General features: G+C 62.4%; 15 protein-coding genes and 4 pseudogenes. 7 read left to right on the forward strand and 12 right to left on the reverse strand.

Going from position 1 to position 15,727, the window contains the following annotated elements; translation table 11 throughout:
• Positions 1-289: 289 nt before the first annotated feature.
• Positions 290-934: a hypothetical protein gene (locus tag B0G69_RS28285; RefSeq protein WP_121323066.1), complete on the reverse strand. Its 645-nt coding sequence runs from the start codon at positions 932-934 to the stop codon at positions 290-292.
• Positions 935-1,295: 361 nt separating this feature from the next.
• Here B0G69_RS28285 and B0G69_RS28290 point away from each other — a divergent pair.
• A pseudogene (locus B0G69_RS28290) lies at positions 1,296-1,415 on the forward strand (homogentisate 1,2-dioxygenase); the annotation flags it as partial.
• Positions 1,416-1,644: 229 nt separating this feature from the next.
• On the opposite strand, the pseudogene B0G69_RS42145 reads toward B0G69_RS28290, so the two are convergent.
• The 3 genes and pseudogenes from B0G69_RS42145 to B0G69_RS28300 form a co-directional block, all read right to left on the reverse strand.
• Positions 1,645-1,764, reverse strand: a pseudogene (locus tag B0G69_RS42145) (NAD(P)-dependent oxidoreductase); the annotation flags it as partial.
• Positions 1,765-2,097: 333 nt separating this feature from the next.
• A complete protein-coding gene (locus B0G69_RS28295; protein WP_121323070.1) occupies positions 2,098-2,466 on the reverse strand; it encodes a BON domain-containing protein in 369 nt (122 codons plus the stop codon).
• Positions 2,467-3,141: 675 nt separating this feature from the next.
• Positions 3,142-3,582: an SET domain-containing protein-lysine N-methyltransferase gene (locus B0G69_RS28300; RefSeq protein ID WP_121323072.1), complete on the reverse strand. Its 441-nt coding sequence runs from the start codon at positions 3,580-3,582 to the stop codon at positions 3,142-3,144.
• A 214-nt stretch (positions 3,583-3,796) separates the two neighbouring features.
• On the opposite strand from B0G69_RS28300, the pseudogene B0G69_RS28305 reads away from it, so the two are divergent.
• Together B0G69_RS28305 and B0G69_RS42150 are read left to right on the forward strand one after the other, a co-directional pair.
• Positions 3,797-3,904: pseudogene (locus B0G69_RS28305) on the forward strand (cupin); the annotation flags it as partial.
• Between the two features lie 193 nt (positions 3,905-4,097).
• Positions 4,098-4,421, forward strand: a pseudogene (locus B0G69_RS42150) (LysR substrate-binding domain-containing protein); the annotation flags it as partial.
• Positions 4,422-4,624: 203 nt separating this feature from the next.
• Here the strand turns inward: B0G69_RS42150 and B0G69_RS28315 are convergent.
• Positions 4,625-5,374 carry an SDR family oxidoreductase gene (locus B0G69_RS28315; protein WP_121323074.1) on the reverse strand — a complete coding sequence of 250 codons (750 nt, stop codon included), beginning with the start codon at positions 5,372-5,374 and terminating at the stop codon, positions 4,625-4,627.
• A 100-nt stretch (positions 5,375-5,474) separates the two neighbouring features.
• On the opposite strand from B0G69_RS28315, the gene B0G69_RS28320 reads away from it, so the two are divergent.
• Positions 5,475-6,392, forward strand: a complete 918-nt coding sequence (locus B0G69_RS28320) for an AraC family transcriptional regulator (protein ID WP_121323076.1) — start codon at positions 5,475-5,477, stop codon at positions 6,390-6,392.
• A gap of 633 nt (positions 6,393-7,025) precedes the next feature.
• Here B0G69_RS28320 and B0G69_RS28330 read toward each other — a convergent pair.
• The 4 genes from B0G69_RS28330 to B0G69_RS28350 all read right to left on the reverse strand — a co-directional run bounded on the left by B0G69_RS28330 (position 7,026) and on the right by B0G69_RS28350 (position 10,441).
• On the reverse strand, positions 7,026-7,259 hold the full coding sequence (locus B0G69_RS28330) for a DUF2964 family protein (RefSeq protein WP_121323080.1): 234 nt from the start codon (positions 7,257-7,259) through the stop codon (positions 7,026-7,028).
• Positions 7,260-7,408: 149 nt separating this feature from the next.
• Complete coding sequence (locus B0G69_RS28340) at positions 7,409-8,014, reverse strand: hypothetical protein (RefSeq protein ID WP_121323084.1); 606 nt, start codon at positions 8,012-8,014, stop codon at positions 7,409-7,411.
• Between the two features lie 543 nt (positions 8,015-8,557).
• Positions 8,558-9,070, reverse strand: a complete 513-nt coding sequence (locus tag B0G69_RS28345) for a low affinity iron permease family protein (RefSeq protein ID WP_121323086.1) — start codon at positions 9,068-9,070, stop codon at positions 8,558-8,560.
• A gap of 123 nt (positions 9,071-9,193) precedes the next feature.
• The gene (locus tag B0G69_RS28350) at positions 9,194-10,441 is read right to left on the reverse strand and encodes an MFS transporter (RefSeq protein ID WP_121323088.1); all 1,248 of its coding nucleotides are present in this window, start codon (positions 10,439-10,441) and stop codon (positions 9,194-9,196) included.
• Between the two features lie 339 nt (positions 10,442-10,780).
• On the opposite strand from B0G69_RS28350, the gene B0G69_RS28355 reads away from it, so the two are divergent.
• A complete protein-coding gene (locus B0G69_RS28355; protein ID WP_121323090.1) occupies positions 10,781-11,053 on the forward strand; it encodes a hypothetical protein in 273 nt (90 codons plus the stop codon).
• 58 nt (positions 11,054-11,111) lie between these two features.
• On the opposite strand, the gene B0G69_RS28360 is transcribed toward B0G69_RS28355, so the two are convergent.
• Positions 11,112-11,429 carry a hypothetical protein gene (locus tag B0G69_RS28360; protein ID WP_121323092.1) on the reverse strand — a complete coding sequence of 106 codons (318 nt, stop codon included), beginning with the start codon at positions 11,427-11,429 and terminating at the stop codon, positions 11,112-11,114.
• 737 nt (positions 11,430-12,166) lie between these two features.
• Between B0G69_RS28360 and B0G69_RS28365 the strand changes: the two genes are divergently transcribed.
• Both B0G69_RS28365 and B0G69_RS28370 read left to right on the forward strand, forming a co-directional pair.
• Positions 12,167-12,493, forward strand: a complete 327-nt coding sequence (locus tag B0G69_RS28365) for an H-NS histone family protein (RefSeq protein ID WP_121323094.1) — start codon at positions 12,167-12,169, stop codon at positions 12,491-12,493.
• 280 nt (positions 12,494-12,773) lie between these two features.
• Positions 12,774-13,028, forward strand: coding sequence for a hypothetical protein (locus B0G69_RS28370; RefSeq protein WP_121323096.1), 255 nt, complete (start codon positions 12,774-12,776; stop codon positions 13,026-13,028).
• 51 nt (positions 13,029-13,079) lie between these two features.
• Here the strand turns inward: B0G69_RS28370 and B0G69_RS28375 are convergent, their stop codons facing one another.
• Complete coding sequence (locus B0G69_RS28375; protein ID WP_121323930.1) at positions 13,080-13,703, reverse strand: low molecular weight phosphatase family protein; 624 nt, start codon at positions 13,701-13,703, stop codon at positions 13,080-13,082.
• A gap of 303 nt (positions 13,704-14,006) precedes the next feature.
• Positions 14,007-15,596, reverse strand: a complete 1,590-nt coding sequence (locus B0G69_RS28380) for an MFS transporter (protein ID WP_121323931.1) — start codon at positions 15,594-15,596, stop codon at positions 14,007-14,009.
• Positions 15,597-15,727 lie beyond the last annotated feature (131 nt).

Below are 15,727 nucleotides of genomic sequence, written 5' to 3' on the forward strand. Positions count from 1 at the left end.
CAAGATTTACGTCCCGTCCATGTGACGAGCGATCGTGGCTGTGCACCACGTGTTCCGGGTCTAGTTCAAATGCGCGCGGTGAGGATCGCGCCTCGGCGCACGGGCCGCAACACGTGGCGGGCTTACGTCAGGCCGAAGGGGCATCGATCTGCGCGTGGTACGCGGCAGGCTCGGCGACGTGTCACCGAACACGACGAGTTTCTACCTTCATACGGAACAGGACAGGCCCATCGTTCAGCGGTGCAACACACCAGATAACCCGGAAAGGACAGCGCCCTGCGGAAGTAGCTCAGTTCTGGATGTTTTCCTCGCAATCTTCCCAGTACCTCAGCGGGTCGCGATGTTGTGGATAGCGCAAGTCGAGCCACGCTGACAGTCTGGTCCAATCTGGATGGTTGGTCCCGGTTTGAGCAGACCAGGTCGACGACCTCTCAAGAATCTGACCGTTGCCGCGATCACGGACAAGCAAGCTGCCCAGTCCGCTTGAACTGTTCGCTTGTGACTCAACCAGATACCGTGGCAGGATCCTGAGTTCAGCATCCTTGGCCCATCCGTATAAGGCGCGGACCATGCCGGATGGATCCCGCAACTCTATCGGGCCGTTTTCCGGGCGGACGGCAGTCCATCCTTCCGGAAACTCGGCGACAACCTCGTTTTTTCCCTCCCTCACCCACTTCACGCGCCATGCCCGCGCGATCGCCTCGCGCATGCGAGATATCGACTCGTAGCCGTGCGGCAACTCGATCGCCATCGGAAGCGTAATGAGGTTGTCCTTCCAGAGTTTGTTTTCGTCATCGACGCGCTCGACCGCGTCGAATGCCCCTGCTTCGAACGGGTTCTCGGGCCGGCTCGATACTCTCGCCTTCCCGTCGGACAGCCCCTCGAAAAGACGCTCGGCATCATGACGGGTAAGTTTTGTCTTTCCTTTCTTCATTGATTTCTCTGCAGCAAAGGTGTCTCGCTAACGCCTGCCCTAATGATCGAAGTCGGCCGCCGTTTCCTCTCACGCGCGTTTGAAGGCTGACGATTCTATTGTGCGCTATTCGCCCCTTCGGTGCGTGCGCGGCGGCTATGGCACGGTTTATGCCGGTGTTCCTGCTTCGGCATTTCGGATGGATCGATCCAAGCCGAGGACTGGAGCGTGTGCGGATGAAGAATATCGGCTTCGCGCAAACGCGGGTTCTCCGACAGCGCCCGTGGTCACTGTGCCAACTGACCGACCCCGTTGTGAATCGGATGACAAGTGATCCGCCAGAGGAATGTCATCCTGACCAATGCTGTCCAGGATGCCCATCATTCCAGACCGTCGTCCTATCGGCTTGAACGGGCTTCCGAATCCATGCAACTTCCTGGCGCCGTATGCGGCATATGAGGTCCGTGAAGGCAATTTTGAACCCATTGCGAAGCCGAATGGGTAACTCTGGCGTGCAGATACGTTTGTTGTCCGAGCAATTTGCCGACGCGAAACTGACACCGGTTTGTGTTGTTGCGAAGAGCGAAATGGACTCAAAAACTATGCCGTACTCCCGCCATCACGCCAAGCTGACCGATACCCGGCGCGGGCGTCGTACCTCCGCCTCCCGGTCGACCGGTCGCATCCGTTGGAAGGTGGGAGATGCACGGAACCGTAATGCGCGTTCCGCGATGTTTTGGGTGTTCCACCTCGTCCAACAAAGTAATTGCATAGTCTTCCTGAGAAATTCTGCTGGTACCTTCTGGATCGACAAGCAGGTCGACTGCGCCAGTTCGATATTTACCCGTTCGTCGATCCATCGCGCAAGAAGCGTATATGCAATACAGGACGGCTGCGCAATCAACTTCGAGCCGTCTCGTCATGCGCAATGACTCAGACGACGCATGCCTTTCCGTCGCTATACGCACTTGTTGCGCATAGTGAATTGGCGATGCGGATCGAGCAAAGCTTGCGGACGGTATGCAGAAGCGCCACGGGCAAGTTGAGCGAACGGGGCTCTATGCCTCGCTCGCCCGCCTTACATTGGTGAAGTGGCGCTGAATGCCGGCCGGCCTGATGCCCTCAACGGAATACAGCTACAGAACATCGACCGTCGCAAAAGCGCCGCCTCTGCTGATGCAGCGTCAGGTCCCAACCGGACGGATTGACAGTGCGTTTCTTACGGAGACCACGCCGGGTACACCCTTGGCCACCTCGGTTGCCCGGTCGCTTTGCGCTTGAAGAGGTACGCTGCCTTGCAACGTGACCGCACCGTCACGAGCGCGGATCGTGACGTTGGACATCGCGATTCCTCTATCCTTCACCAATGCCGAACGAACCTGGCGCTGTAGCGCCCGGTTCGCCGCTTTCATCGATTTGTAATGCTGCCGTGCGCCGGCCGTTGTACTTGCGGGGGTCGCAGGGGCGGCCTCGCTCGACTGCGCGTAGGCATGGACCGAACTCAAGATGAGAAGTGCTGCGCCTGCGGTCTTGATTGTGCGAATTGCGTTCATGCATTTTCTCCTGCTGTCGAAATTGTCAACGGTCCAAAATAGGGAACGCTGCACCGTTAAGGACTTGTCAAGCCACTCTGAATAGAACGATATTGCGACACTGCGTGGAGCGATATGCAGACGCAAGCAACCGAAACCACTGAAGGAAGTCTGATGCGTCCGATAGCAACAATACCTCAACTCTTGGCAAAGTGAAAAAAAGAGGCTTTGACGCAACGTTGTGCGAGTAATTATGCAGGCGTGGTAATCGGCAAGGTGGAATTGCAGCAGTAAGAGACCGACCCGTGAAATCAAATCGTTGCCCAGCCAGCATTCGTCCCGGCAAAGCTGGACTCACACATCCTGCGATTCAACTTCTCCATCTGATCGACGTTTCGTCCGCCATCACGGGAATACCCGCGATGACCGTGCAAAACGGTTCACCTATCATCAGTTCCTTGGTACGTGCGTTGAAGCGTCGCTCACACCGGCCTGCCCAAAGGACTTTCGTTTCCTCATGTGTGCCCCTTGATGGGGAAAACGGCGCGGCCATCCGACGCCCCCTCCGGCAACGCCAGTCGCAAAACATCAAGGTCAAAAATAAGTTCCAGGCCCATCGGGGCAATGTCGCGATCCAACGATCCGGAGCCGCTTTCCTGACAGGCGTCACTGTCGGCATTGCCCCGCTGGTTCCCGTTACGCGGCAACGGCCAGCATCGACCGACGACACCCAGGAGAGGCACAAGCACATCCATATTGAGCTCGAGCCTCTTCGTCCTCGGCATCGTCGATAGCCAGCAGATAGTCGATGAACAGTTCCTCGCCGGAGTCGACCGGCCGGAGCGTGTAGATGAAGATGCGACCGTCATCCTCGATGGTCTCGCAGTTCGGCGTACAGGCGTGGTTCAGCCAGCGAGCGCTGTTGCCGCCTCGGCTGCCATCGATGACGCGCCCGTCCGACAAACCAAACAGAAAGGTGTGGCCCGCGATGCCTTCGCGTCGGTGCCGGCGGAGCGCGTCCCGCCAGGCTGTGATTTCGCCCTTGTACTCGAGCACGCGCTCGCCTGCTGCGAGCGGGCGCATTGCAAACACACCCTTGCCGTGCACCGGTGATCTCCGGACGATGACTCGCCGCATGATGTTTCCCTCGTTGGCCTATGCGTCAGTGTAGAGCCGGACAATTTTCCGCAGTTGTGTTGGTCGCGAAGTTTTTCATCTGTGGCATTCAGGGGTGGTTACCGGCCTGCTGTGGCGCAGGTCCGATTCAGAAAAGCCGAACGCCCTGCGCTCGCACGCCGCCCGACTTCATCTGGCGATTAAAGCGGGCGCGGGCGACGAGTCAACGTCCAGGCATTCGGTTCAGAAGCCGCGTCGCCATCAGTCAATCGCTCTCGATTTCATCGTCGACTGCCCGAAGGGGTGCTACACGCTCGTCGGCACAGAGCTGGATGAGGAAGGCAAGTTTTCTACGCCAGAGTTTCAGACGTATTGGCGCAATTGAACGACGCGAGAGAGGCGACTTCTTCACTTAACCTGAGCCCGTCAGGCATGTTGCGAGTGACGATGCCCGTGTCATTCGGTCGGAAACATATCATGCCTTACCTCGGCGCCTCGCTGCGCACAGACATGTAGCGCGTGCCGCGCCCGCATACATTAAGGCCCGCGGAACGCCGACTACGCCGGCCGCATTGAATGCTCTCGCGTGCCTGTTGTTCTCGCGGTCCTTGGGTAATTCCTGGTATAGCAGGCCGCTCGGTGAGCCATCCGCGAAATGGGAAAAAACTGCGGTAACAGGACGGCTTACGCTGAGCGATATCGACGCGTTGATGTCAGCAGCCGAAAGCGGTCTTGGCGTCGCTACTTTGCCCACATGCCTCGCAGATGAGGCGCTCGGCGACGGCCGCCTGACCCATGTCTGCCCCGCCTGGGATATTCAGCCCACACCGCAAGAAGCATTTATATGGGCGGTCTACCCAAGAAAAAAGACTGTTTCCTCGAAAGTCCGGTCGTTCATTGACTTCTTTGCCGAGAAGTTCGGCGACGCACCGTACTGGGAACATACGGCCGCCGCATACCTTAACCAGAAAAGACCTAGACGTCGTGCGAAAGCAGTGCTTTTTCAGGCTGAAACTCGAAGGTCACTATCTCCGCCGCACGTAACTTGCCAAGGCAATGACGATCAGCGAACCTCGGCCGCCCATGCTTCGGCGTCGGCGCCGGCCGGGATACGCATCGGCGATGACGGGTCGGTCGCCGCGCGCCACACGGCTTCGGCAACGTCCTCTGCGTGGGTAATCGGAGAAGACGTATCTCCCAGCTGTTCGAGGATCGTCTTGGCGAGATCGGCATAGGCCTCATGGTCAAAGCCGTGTATGTGAGCGCGCGCGTTATCGCCGAAGCGGGTGTCGGGCGCGCGGCCCGGCAGCACCAGGTGCGACCGCACGCCGAACGGCTCGAGTTCCAGCGCCATCGACTCGGTGAAGGCATTCACCGCCATCTTGCTCGCTCGGTACGCGGCGAGCAGCGGCAGCGCCTTGAACGTCACGCTCGACGTCACGTTCACGACGACGCCGGCCTTGCGCTGCCGGAACTGCGGCAGCACCGCTTGCGTCAATGCGATCGTGCCGAAGCAGTTGGTCTCGAAGAGCTCGCGCACCGTCGCAAGCGGGACGAGTTCGGCCGGGGATGCCGCGCCGAAGCCCGCGTTGTTCACGAGGACGTCGATCGGGCCGGCAAGCTCGACCGCCTCGCGAATGCTCTCCGGATTCGTGACGTCGAGCGCCAGCACGCGCAGGCGTTCCGACGGCGGCAGTATGTCGGCGCGCGGCGTGCGCATCGTGGCGACGACCTGCCAGTCGCGGGCTAGAAAGTAGCGGGCGATTTCGAGGCCGAAACCGGAAGAGCAGCCGCTGATCAGGACAGATTGCATGGGCATTCCTGTGAGGTGTTTGTGCGAGCCCCTACGATAGGTCTCTGAGACCGTACTTGCTACAATCAATGATCCGAATTTCATTTGCAGGAGTCCGGCGATGATCGATCCGTTGGCCGAAGTGGTGACGCTGCTTCAGCCGGGTGCCCGGTTCTCGAAACTCGTCCACGGCGCGAGCCCTTGGCGCACCGGTCGCTCGAATGCCGGCCAGCCGTTCTATTGCGTGCTCCTCGAAGGCGGGTGCCGCATCGCCATCGACGGACACGATCCCATCGAACTCCAGTCGGGTGACTTCGTCCTGATTCCCGCGGCATATGGCGTCTCAATGTCCAGCCTCGAGCCGCCGCCGGGACTGGACACGCCGGCGCCCGTCGCGTTGGGCAACGGTGAATTCAGAATCGGCCCCCTGGGCAATCCGATCGACGCGCGCATGATGGCGGGCCATTGCAGCTTCGGTTCGCCGGATGCGCCCCTGCTGGTCTCGCTGCTGCCGCAACTCGTGCATGTCCGCGGCGAACAGCGGCTGGCCACGCTCGTGCAACTCGTGCGAGAGGAGTCACACGAGCAGCGGCCCGCGCGCGAAGTCGTGCTCTCACGGTTGCTGGAAGTGCTGCTCATCGAGGCGCTGCGTTCCACGGCAGGAGGAACGAACGCGTTACCCGGTCTCGTCAGCGGGCTCGCCGACGGCCGCCTCGCGGCCGCGATTCGCGGGATGCACGCGCGCCCGGCGCACGCGTGGACGGTCGCCGAGCTCGCGAAAGAAGCCGCGCTGTCGCGCTCGACCTTCTTCGAGCGCTTCAGCCGCGCGGTCGGCGTCGCGCCGATGGAATATCTGCTCACCTGGCGCATGGCGCTCGCGAAGGATCTGCTGCGCCGTAGCGAAGGCCGGGTCGCGGAGATTGCGGAGCGCGTCGGGTATAGCTCCGCCAGCACCTTCAGCGTCGCCTTCACCCGACACGTTGGCCGGCCACCGACGCGGTACGCGCGTGAGGAGCAGGCGGCCGCGAACAAGGCGTAGCACGGCGCAAGCAGGCGCTTCCTGGATCGGGACGCGCGTCCCCGGCACAATCGTGTTCCGCACGCGCGTACTGCGCGATGCACCGAAGGACTGAAACGGCTCACGCAAGAGCAGGGCCCCGCGTCGGCTCTGCGGTCTGATCCGAGGAGTCGATGCCTTGAGGCAACTGAAGAAATCTGCCTTCCGTTCTCCTGAAACAGATATGGAACGAAAACAATAAATCAATATGGGTACTTCGAGCAGGCGCGGCCTTAATGCTGGCCGGCGTTCAGCAGCATCCAGATCTGCTGCGTCGGCGGCCCGGCAAGTATTCGCGCAAACACCGCGCGGCATCGCATGCAGGTGTAGTGCTCTTCCTTTCGTGTATCCGCTACCGCGCCTACGCTATCGAACCTGAGATCCTCGTGCGGGGGACTCGCGGCCGGCTCCCCGTAGAGATCGGAGCACGGTCTGCAAGGTTGAATCCACAGGTCCATTTGTGTTTTGCCAATGAATGAGCATTGCCCGCGTAGAGGTGCACCGACACATACGAACGAACTCCGCGTGCTCCTATGAAGGCGGCTTCCGCGTGAGCTTTCACGTCTTGCGCGTCAACGGAGCACCGGCCGCGTCCACACGAAGCGCAAGTCTCGCCTACTCGTCCGATTCGATGAAAAGCATCGAAACATACAGGACGGTCGACACGATGATGATGCCCACGCCGACCAGCACCTTCGTCCGGTCGAAGTAAAGGCCGCCCTTGATCACCACGCCGATTCCCACGACCGCCGCCAACGTGCCGAACGCGGCGAGCCCGAGATGCACCTTGCTGCGGATGAGTTTTCTGCGAGCTGATGCGTCGGTGGACTTCACTGGTTTCTGTTCCATTCCATGCTCCTTCGCACGCGACGCCCTGAGCGCGTCGACGATCGTTGCCGGGCACGGCGTCGAACTTCGGGCGCAGCGCGATTCGAACCGCAATCGCGCTGCCGCGGACGTCGTACGCGATGTGGCGCGTCACTCGCGCCATGCGTTCGTCATTTGAGCTCGGCGCCCTCGCGCGACACAGAGGCCGCGACAGCGGCGACGAATACCGCCCGCACCGAATCGCCCACCTTGACGCCGGCCAATGAAACGTCCGGCGCGACGTCGAGCGTTTCGGTGCGCGTCGGCCCGCGCAGCGTGACCGAGTGACGCTTGCGGTCGATTTTCTGCACGGTCGCCACGACCTCGACACGACGTGCCGACGTCACGACGCCACCCGACGCGGGCTGTGCAAGCTGGGTATCGATACGCTGACGGATGCCGCTCGTCGCGACCTTGTCAACGCCGATCAGAACGGCCTTCTTGTAGGCAATGTCGATGATGTCGCCCACGTGCAGCTTTTTCACGTCCGCCAGCTCGGGATTCACGTCGACGATCTCGACGTTGCCACGCGGCCCACGCAACGCGACGCTGTTCGACTCCGCATCGATGGCGACGACACGCGCCTGCACGCGAACCAGCGCCGCGGCGCCGACCGCCTGTGGCACTGAAGCCGGCTCCTGTGCCATGGCCGGGTAAGCCGTTGCGAGCAGTATCGCCAGCACGGCCGGAATAGCCTTCACGCGACCCAACTTCGACTTCGGTGTCTTGTAAGCCATGGATTAATCCTTTTTGAGTGTGTCGTTGGTACAAGTCAATCCCACAAGCCATTCCATTGATCGCCCCTGCGCTGTCTCCGACAGGCCGCGCAGAATGATCGTACACGCGAGCCCGCTCCGCCGCCATGATCAGCCGTTGCTGTTTCTGCGCGGGTGGGGTGGCGTTCTGGCGTGGCGGCACGGATCGGCGCCTCGGTCGATCCATGGCGCATTGCAGATGCATTGGGTTGGCAGACGTGCGGATACGGCTGGCTCATTCCGGCTGGCGCACATCAAATACGCAGGCAATGAGTTCGCATGCCGTGGTATTGCGCCACGACTTCGCGGGAAGGTTGAACATGCGCCGCCGGGCGGCCGAACCGTCGGACGCCGCGCGCCAGAGGAACGGCGGCGGCGCGCTCACCCATGCTGATCAGAGCGCCCTTCAGCGTGAGCTATTCACCGCGTGCGCACACGTCACAGTTCGCGATCGACCTGGCGGAAGATCCACGCCCTGAATGCCGAAGCGAACCCCAGCAGGCAAATAATCGCATCGACCTTTTTTCATTCACTCGCCTGCACCGGCTTCTTTTCCACACAGGCATCCACATCGACGCTTTCCGTGCGCGTGCCAGCGGCCTTGCTCGCCAGTTGCAAATACGCTGCGGCAAGGCGTCGAAGCTCGTCCTCGGATGCGGCCTCGATGCCGATCAGCTGATTGTTCGCGGCGCGATGCGAGGCGAGCAGTTCGTTCAGCTTCAGATGTACGGCCACGCTGTCCTTGTTCTGACCTTGCTGGATCAGAAAGACCATCAGAAAGGTGATGATGGTCGTGCCCGTATTGATGACCAGTTGCCAAGCATCGGAGAAGTGAAACAGCGGTCCGGTGATGGCCCAGACGAGCACCGTAATTGCCGCGACGCCGAAAGCGACCGGCGAACCCGCGAGCCGCATCACCGAACTGGCAAAGGCGTCGAACGCTCGGGTGACGGGGTGCGTCGGTGCGGGAACCGTCCGGGATGCGTCCGGCGCGGTGCCAGGACTGTCCGCAAATGAGCTAGGTGCCGCTTCTTGCATGGCTGCCTCCGTTGGCTGCGAATCGTGTTATCCCATTACCGCTGACAGCACGTCCACAGCACATTGCATGCCTATTGCGCCGCGCTCACCGACGCCACGCATCGCGTCCGGCCCGCAGAACCGCTAATCCATGCACGCCGGACAGGCGATCGCCTTGGCCGTCACGCGCTGCTCGATGCTGCCGAAGCTCGCCAGCGCGGCAAGTCCCAGCAATGCGAGGCCGGCGCCGAACAGAAAGTCGGCCGGAATGCCGACATGGTCCACCACCACGCCGCCCACCAGCGACCCCAGGGCAATCGCAACCTGGATGATGCTCACGAACAGCGCCGACCCCGCTTCCGGCGAATCCGGCGTCGCGCGCTGAACCCAGATGCTGAAGCACAGCGGCAACGCGCCGAACGACACACCCCACGCGAGCACGAACGCCGTCACGCCAAGCGACGAATGCTGCAGGAGCGGCAGCGAGACCAGCGCGAACATCAACAGCGAGATCATCGCGCCGACCGACGTTTTGAGGTTGCGCGTCACCGTCGACGAAACGGCGAAGTTGGAGAAGAAGCCGATGATGCCGAAGCCGAGCAGCAGCCAGGTGATGGTCGACATCGACAGATTCGCGTTGCGCAGCAGGAACGGCGTGACGTACGTGTACGACGAGAAATGCGCACCAAACACGAGCGCCACCATCAGCATGCTGCGGCGCGGATGCGGCCGGCGCAACACATCGACCAGATCGCGCAGACGCAACGCGGTGGACGACGGCAGCGACGGCACGAAGAAGAACTGCGCGACGAGCGCAAACGCAACCAGCACGCCGGTGGCGAGGAACGACGCGCGCCACGAAGCAAAGCTCGCGATGAACGTGCCGAGCGGCACGCCGATCACGGTCGCACAGGTGACGCCGGTCAATATCGTCGCCATGGCCCGCGGCGCATCCTTGGGCTGCACGAGACGCCCGGACGCCGCCGTGGCGAGCGTCCAGAATCCGCCCAACGAGGCGCCGAGCAGCGCGCGTCCGAGCAGCATGAACAGAAAACTGGGTGCAAAAGCCGAAATCAGGTTCGACGCCAGCAGCAACGCGGTCAGCAAAAGAAAGACGCGCCGCCGATCCATGCGGCCCGCGACCAACATCAAACCCGGCGCCGATATCGCGGCGATCACGCCGGGCACCGTCACCATCAGGCCGGCCGTGCCGGGCGACACGCCCAGATCCGCCGCGACGCGCGGCAGCACGCCGACGGGCAGAAACTCCGTCGTCACGAAGGCGAAAGCACCGACGGCGACGGCGCCGACCGCCAGCCACGAACGCGGCGACGAGGAGACGCCGTCGTCCGTCACGGCACTTTGCGCCGTCAGATTATCTTCGATCAACATAGGATTGTTCGCGAGTTATTCAACAACGGGTGAGATTGGAGCGGCTGCACCGCACTAATCGACTCACGCACGGCGAATCACAATTGAAAAAGCAGGCCTGGTAGCCTGCTGACGATTGCCGTTGGGGAAAGACAGTGGGTGAAACCCGAATGAACGACACCTTAACATCGTCTTTAAACGCTCGCTGAGCACTCCGGAAAGTTGCAGTCGGTCGTGGGGGTATTTAGCAGATCACGCTAATTTTTCTGAGGCGGCCGCGCGCGGCGCAGGCATAGCGTTTGCTGAAGCCCGTCGGCATTCAACGCAAATTCATCCGCTTACCGGAAAAGGATCTCGCCCATGCTCACCACCCGCCCCTGCACCGCCACCTGCGTGCTCGACGGCATGCCCGTCACGTTGACCTTCTATCCGGACAATGGCGTGCTGCGCATTGCCGATCCGTCGGGCTCCTGTGTGAGGGAGATGCGCTGGCACGGGTCATGGCGCGCGCTGCTGGATGAATTCCGCAGCTACAACGAGCGCAGCGAACTGCAAGGACGAGGTGTCGCCGGGATGATGGACCGTATTGACCGACAGGCAGGCCAATCGCTGCAGAACATGGCACTGGCGTGAAAACCACACGCGGGACGCGGCGTCTTCCTCCTGACGCCGCATGCCCCTCGTGGACCGGTCATTGACCGAAATAGATCCTGCATTGAGGTCCGGAGCCGCAGGGCCGGCCGTGCCGCCCGCCGGTTTCCGACTGCCCCGCGGCCACGCCGCCGTACGACACGTTCTGCGCTCCTTGCGCGCCCGTCTGCGTACCGTGCCAGGTTTCGCCGAGCGACATATCGGTCGTCGCCTGCGCCGATTCATTCGCGTTCCGTTGCATCTGCGCGCTGCCGGAGATTGCAGTGTCCGGGTGGCCCTGCGGCCCCATCGCGTTGGCCGTTCTGGGCGCGAGAAGCAGAACGGCGCTTGCGGCTACCACCAATAAACGTAATTTCATGTCCAACTCCTCGAATCCGGCGCGGCAGTTCTCGTCCTCCTGCAGAGTGATCCGCGAAAACCAACTTGCCCAGTCGGGCTGAGCGACAGATCGATGCCGATGCGCAACCGATGCGCCGGCCACCGAACTAAACGAGTAAATAATTGCCACACTTGCAACCGATGTCGGACGCGAATCGCCGGAACCGGTCGCCACAAGCTGGCAGCGCGAATAGGTGTTGCGCTATTTGGTTATAGCTCGCCCATGCGGGAATTCAATCCGGGCAGCGAGTGCCGGAAATGGCCGATACCGTTCGATAAACCGCATTCGCCGATAAAATCACCGGGAGCGGCGCGTCCTTTGGGCGCTCAGTGCGTTATGATGCTGTCATAACGTAAAAAAGCGGCGCGCACGAAGCACCGCCGAGAGACGGAGCGTGGACCTGAAGTCAGCCATTTGCAATCAGTGCATTGTCACCACTGTTCTTCCATTTGCGGCCGCGAGGCTTATCGAGCCCTGTCCGCCGCGCGGCGAAGCGCTGGAATATTCACTGGTCAGCACGGCGGTTTATAGGCGCCCGCATCGGACATAAGCTGTATTGCGATTTATGGAGCAACGTTTTTAACGCAGCTCATGGAATTCCTTCGATCGATCACCCACCGCGGGTCGGCCCCTTTAAAAGGGATCGACGCATCGCGACTTTCCCTTGCAATCTGTAACAGACAGAACGCTGGACGTTTTAGAAGGACGAATATCTTATGGACGAAAGAAAGCGAGATAGCATGATTGCGTATCTCCGCCATCGCATGGAAGAGTTTGGCATCAAACCAGAAGACCTTGCTGCCGTGCTGGCGTCCGCGCCGTCGGCGCAAAAAACCGAGCGCTACCGCAGCGCGACGGGCGACAGCTGGGATGGCCAGGGTGAAATGCCCCAATGGCTGAAACAGGCAATCAGCGCAGGTCAATCAATCGACCACTTCGAATTGACGGCCAAACCGGCCACGGCTCCGCAGACGAAGAAACACGTGGACTGGAAGAACGATCCGTTCGCCGGAAGTCCGCTTGCGCGCTCCAATAGCCGCTAAGTCACAGTCAAGCCGTAAAACTGTCGAGCCGCTCAAGCAAAACGTACCCCCGCTTTCTCCCGTGGGTCATCACTGGTTTTGCATACACGCATGCCCGCCGACGCGCGCGAAGCCCCCTTGCGCCCTGCCGATCTGCATCCAGGACACTCGTGCCCGCCGTATATCCGGTGACAGCAGCGCAATCGAGCGTTGCCGCCCGGGACCGGTCATGCACGTCATGAGCGGCACATGGTCAGCTCGCAGCGCCCCTGACGCCTGATGAGCTCGCAAGGAGAATGTCATGCGACTACTGATGCTTGAAATCGCGCTGGGCTGCCTGGCGGCTCTGTCGATGGCGAGCGGCGCGGCCTTCGCGCAAGGCGGCGGCAATGCGCATAGCGCCGCGACGGCGGGCATGACGCATTGGGGCGACCCCGCGCCGAGTCCGCCCGACGCGATGCCGGGCGGCGCCATGAAAAAAATGGAATCGATGGATGGCGAAATGCAGCCGATGCCGCCCAATGACTCGGTGAAGGCCACGAAAACGGGACAATGAGGCAGGCGACGCCGGGCGATGAAATGGCCCGAGGTTTCGCTCCGGCGTCGCTCATGCGTTGCACGTGGTGGTCTGATGCGGCGCCAGGATTGTTCCGGCATTCAATGCATCGCCAGCCGAAGCGGGCGCGACGCGGCGGTCCGCGCAGGGTCCGCCGCTCGCGTCCGAGGTCTGCTCTGCGCTTGCGTTCGCGGCGGCACCGATACGGGCCTCGGCATCCCGCGCCGGCGCGACCGCATATTGCGGCCATTCGATAAACGCGCTGACCTGCCGCACGATCTGCCAGAACATCTTGTCGAACAGTCGCACGCGCTCGTCATCCGGCACACCGTGGGCGAGCGGATCGGCGAAGGTCCAGGCGAGCAACGAAGGCGCACCCGGAAACGCAGGCGCGTGGTGTTCGTCGACGGATTCGTCGAGCGCAATGACGAGGTCCATGCGCGGCGCCCATTCGCCGGTGAATTCCAGCCAGCTTTTCGGGCTGAGCACGTCGCGCCCCGAAATGCCTGGCCGCAGTTGCGCGAGCGCCAGCGGATGAACCCGCGCGGCCGGCTCCGGCCCCGCGCTGAATGCGTCGAACCGGTGTCCGGCCAGTTCGCGCAGCAAAGCTTCGGCAATGATGCTGCGTATTGAATTATCGCGGCAGAGAAACAGCACTTTGTATTTTCTGGTCACGCTCACCCCGTACCCATGTTTTATTTTTGCTTCTGGGCGCCATTGTGCCGGCCCAGTCTTGCGCCCCCGTGACAGTACGATGTCTTAAATACTTGCGCCACGGGAATTTTTACCAGGGTCTCGACTCACGGGCACTGAACGCTCGATCGCGTTCGCCGCGAAGTGTACCAGCGTGGGCAGTTCGGCTTACATCAGGCTGTCGGTCGCATGTGCGGCGGGCACGGCGACGCACTGCTGCAGGCCGGCGTCGGGCCACTGCCTGGCGCCTTCAACCTGCGCTCCCAATGCGTCATGCGCCATTCATCAGCCGGCGGCGGTTTCGGCGACCTTGCGCTGCGGCTCGGCGGGCGGATCGTCGCTCGACTCCGTGCGGCTCAGAAACGCGAATGACGCGAATGCCGACAGCAGCGTGATCACGATCAGCACATGCACCAAACGCGTGAATGCCTGCGTGTAGCTCTGCGCCAGATCATGCCGGCTGATTTGCGGCAGGCTCGCGGCGGCTTGCGCAAGATCGCCGGTCGTCAGACGCTGCGCCGCTTCGGCGATCTGCGCCGCCGTCGCCGTCACGACCGCCTGCCCGGCCTGCGGGGTCTGCGCAACACTATGCGCAAGGCTCGTCTGCGCGAGGCCGGCGAGGATCGCCGTGACGATTGCAAGTGCAATGCCCTCGCCCGCCACGCGAGTCGTGCTGAAAATGCCCGAGGCCATGCCGGCCCGCTCCTTCGGCACGACGCTCACCGACAACCCGTCCATCAAGCCCCAAGGCATGCCCGCACCCACGCCGATGACGAACATCGGCGCGATCACCGAGGTCCGCGACGCGCTCATGTCGACCCGGCTCAGCCAGTAAAGACCCAGCGCCGCAACCAGAAAACCGATCCCCGACAACACGCCTGCCGGCATCCAGCGCGTCAGCGAAGCAGCCAGCAGCGGCACGACGAGCATCGGCGCCGACAACGCGATCATCAGCAGGCCGGCCTCCAGTTCACCGAGACCTTCGGCGCCGATGAAGCGCAGCGGCAGCATCACGATGAGCACGATGTAGCAGTAGCAGGTGCCGACCGGCAGCATCTGCACCCCGACAAAGCGCGGATAGCGGAACAGGCTCAGCGTGAGCATCGGCCGAGCGACGCGCGTTTCGATCACCACGAACACCACCAGCAGCAGCGCCGACACGGCCAGCATGCCGGCCACCGTCGGGCTCGACCAGCCATCCTGCGGCGCCCGGATCACCGCGAACGTGAACAGCGCGAGCATGCCGGTAAAGCTGATCGTGCCCGGCCAGTCGAGGCCGCTGGCGGCCGGATCGCGCGTCTCGCGCATGCGCGGCACGCCGAACACGAACGCCAGCGCGCCGATTGCGGCGATGACGAAAAAGATCGCGCGCCAGCCGAACTGCGTGATCAGCGCACCGGCCATCAGCGGACCGAACGCGAGGCCGATGCCGAAGCTCGTCCCCAGCATGCTGAACGCGCGAGTGCGGGCATGGCCGTCGAACTCCTGCGCGAGCGCGGCGGTGCCGCCCGCGAGCGACGCGGCCGCCGCGACGCCCTGCAACGCGCGCAATGCGTCGAGCCAGCCGACCGACGGCGCGAAACCCAGCGCCAGCGACGTCGCCACGAAGCCGCCGAGGCCGCAGGCGAAAAGCCGCTTGCGGCCGAACTGATCGGCGAGCGCGCCGGCAGCCATCAGCAGACTGCCGAAGCTCAGCATGAACGCATTGGTGACCCAGGTCAGCGCGCTCGCGCTGCCGCCGAGGTCCCGGCCGATCGCGGGCGTGGCGAGCGCGCCGCCCGAAAAGGCGAGCGGCAGCACCAGCGCGGCCAGGCAGACGGCGGCGAGAATCAGCGGCTTGCCCTGCTGCGCGTCCGGTGGGTTTGAAATTTTCATCGATTGGTCCTTGCGTGTGAATTCGGCGAGCGCCAAGCAATCGCGCGGCGAAGCGCGTACTTGCCGGGAGCGCGTCGTGCAACGCTCAAGGGGGCTATTCTCGTGGCCGATCCGGCTCGGATAAAGAGGGT

The sequence above is a fragment of the Paraburkholderia sp. RAU2J genome, from assembly GCF_003634845.1.
Lineage (GTDB): Bacteria > Pseudomonadota > Gammaproteobacteria > Burkholderiales > Burkholderiaceae > Paraburkholderia > Paraburkholderia fynbosensis.

What these genes read in the sequence shown, in the direction of transcription:
- B0G69_RS28285 (WP_121323066.1), bottom strand. Translation starts at nt 934, where the DNA reads ATGAAGAAAGGAAAGACAAAACTTACCCGTCATGATGCCGAGCGTCTT.
- B0G69_RS28295 (WP_121323070.1), bottom strand. Translation starts at nt 2,466, where the DNA reads ATGAACGCAATTCGCACAATCAAGACCGCAGGCGCAGCACTTCTCATC.
- B0G69_RS28300 (WP_121323072.1), bottom strand. Translation starts at nt 3,582, where the DNA reads ATGCGGCGAGTCATCGTCCGGAGATCACCGGTGCACGGCAAGGGTGTG.
- B0G69_RS28315 (WP_121323074.1), bottom strand. Translation starts at nt 5,374, where the DNA reads ATGCAATCTGTCCTGATCAGCGGCTGCTCTTCCGGTTTCGGCCTCGAA.
- B0G69_RS28320 (WP_121323076.1), top strand. Translation starts at nt 5,475, where the DNA reads ATGATCGATCCGTTGGCCGAAGTGGTGACGCTGCTTCAGCCGGGTGCC.
- B0G69_RS28330 (WP_121323080.1), bottom strand. Translation starts at nt 7,259, where the DNA reads ATGGAACAGAAACCAGTGAAGTCCACCGACGCATCAGCTCGCAGAAAA.
- B0G69_RS28340 (WP_121323084.1), bottom strand. Translation starts at nt 8,014, where the DNA reads ATGGCTTACAAGACACCGAAGTCGAAGTTGGGTCGCGTGAAGGCTATT.
- B0G69_RS28345 (WP_121323086.1), bottom strand. Translation starts at nt 9,070, where the DNA reads ATGCAAGAAGCGGCACCTAGCTCATTTGCGGACAGTCCTGGCACCGCG.
- B0G69_RS28350 (WP_121323088.1), bottom strand. Translation starts at nt 10,441, where the DNA reads ATGTTGATCGAAGATAATCTGACGGCGCAAAGTGCCGTGACGGACGAC.
- B0G69_RS28355 (WP_121323090.1), top strand. Translation starts at nt 10,781, where the DNA reads ATGCTCACCACCCGCCCCTGCACCGCCACCTGCGTGCTCGACGGCATG.
- B0G69_RS28360 (WP_121323092.1), bottom strand. Translation starts at nt 11,429, where the DNA reads ATGAAATTACGTTTATTGGTGGTAGCCGCAAGCGCCGTTCTGCTTCTC.
- B0G69_RS28365 (WP_121323094.1), top strand. Translation starts at nt 12,167, where the DNA reads ATGGACGAAAGAAAGCGAGATAGCATGATTGCGTATCTCCGCCATCGC.
- B0G69_RS28370 (WP_121323096.1), top strand. Translation starts at nt 12,774, where the DNA reads ATGCGACTACTGATGCTTGAAATCGCGCTGGGCTGCCTGGCGGCTCTG.
- B0G69_RS28380 (WP_121323931.1), bottom strand. Translation starts at nt 15,596, where the DNA reads ATGAAAATTTCAAACCCACCGGACGCGCAGCAGGGCAAGCCGCTGATT.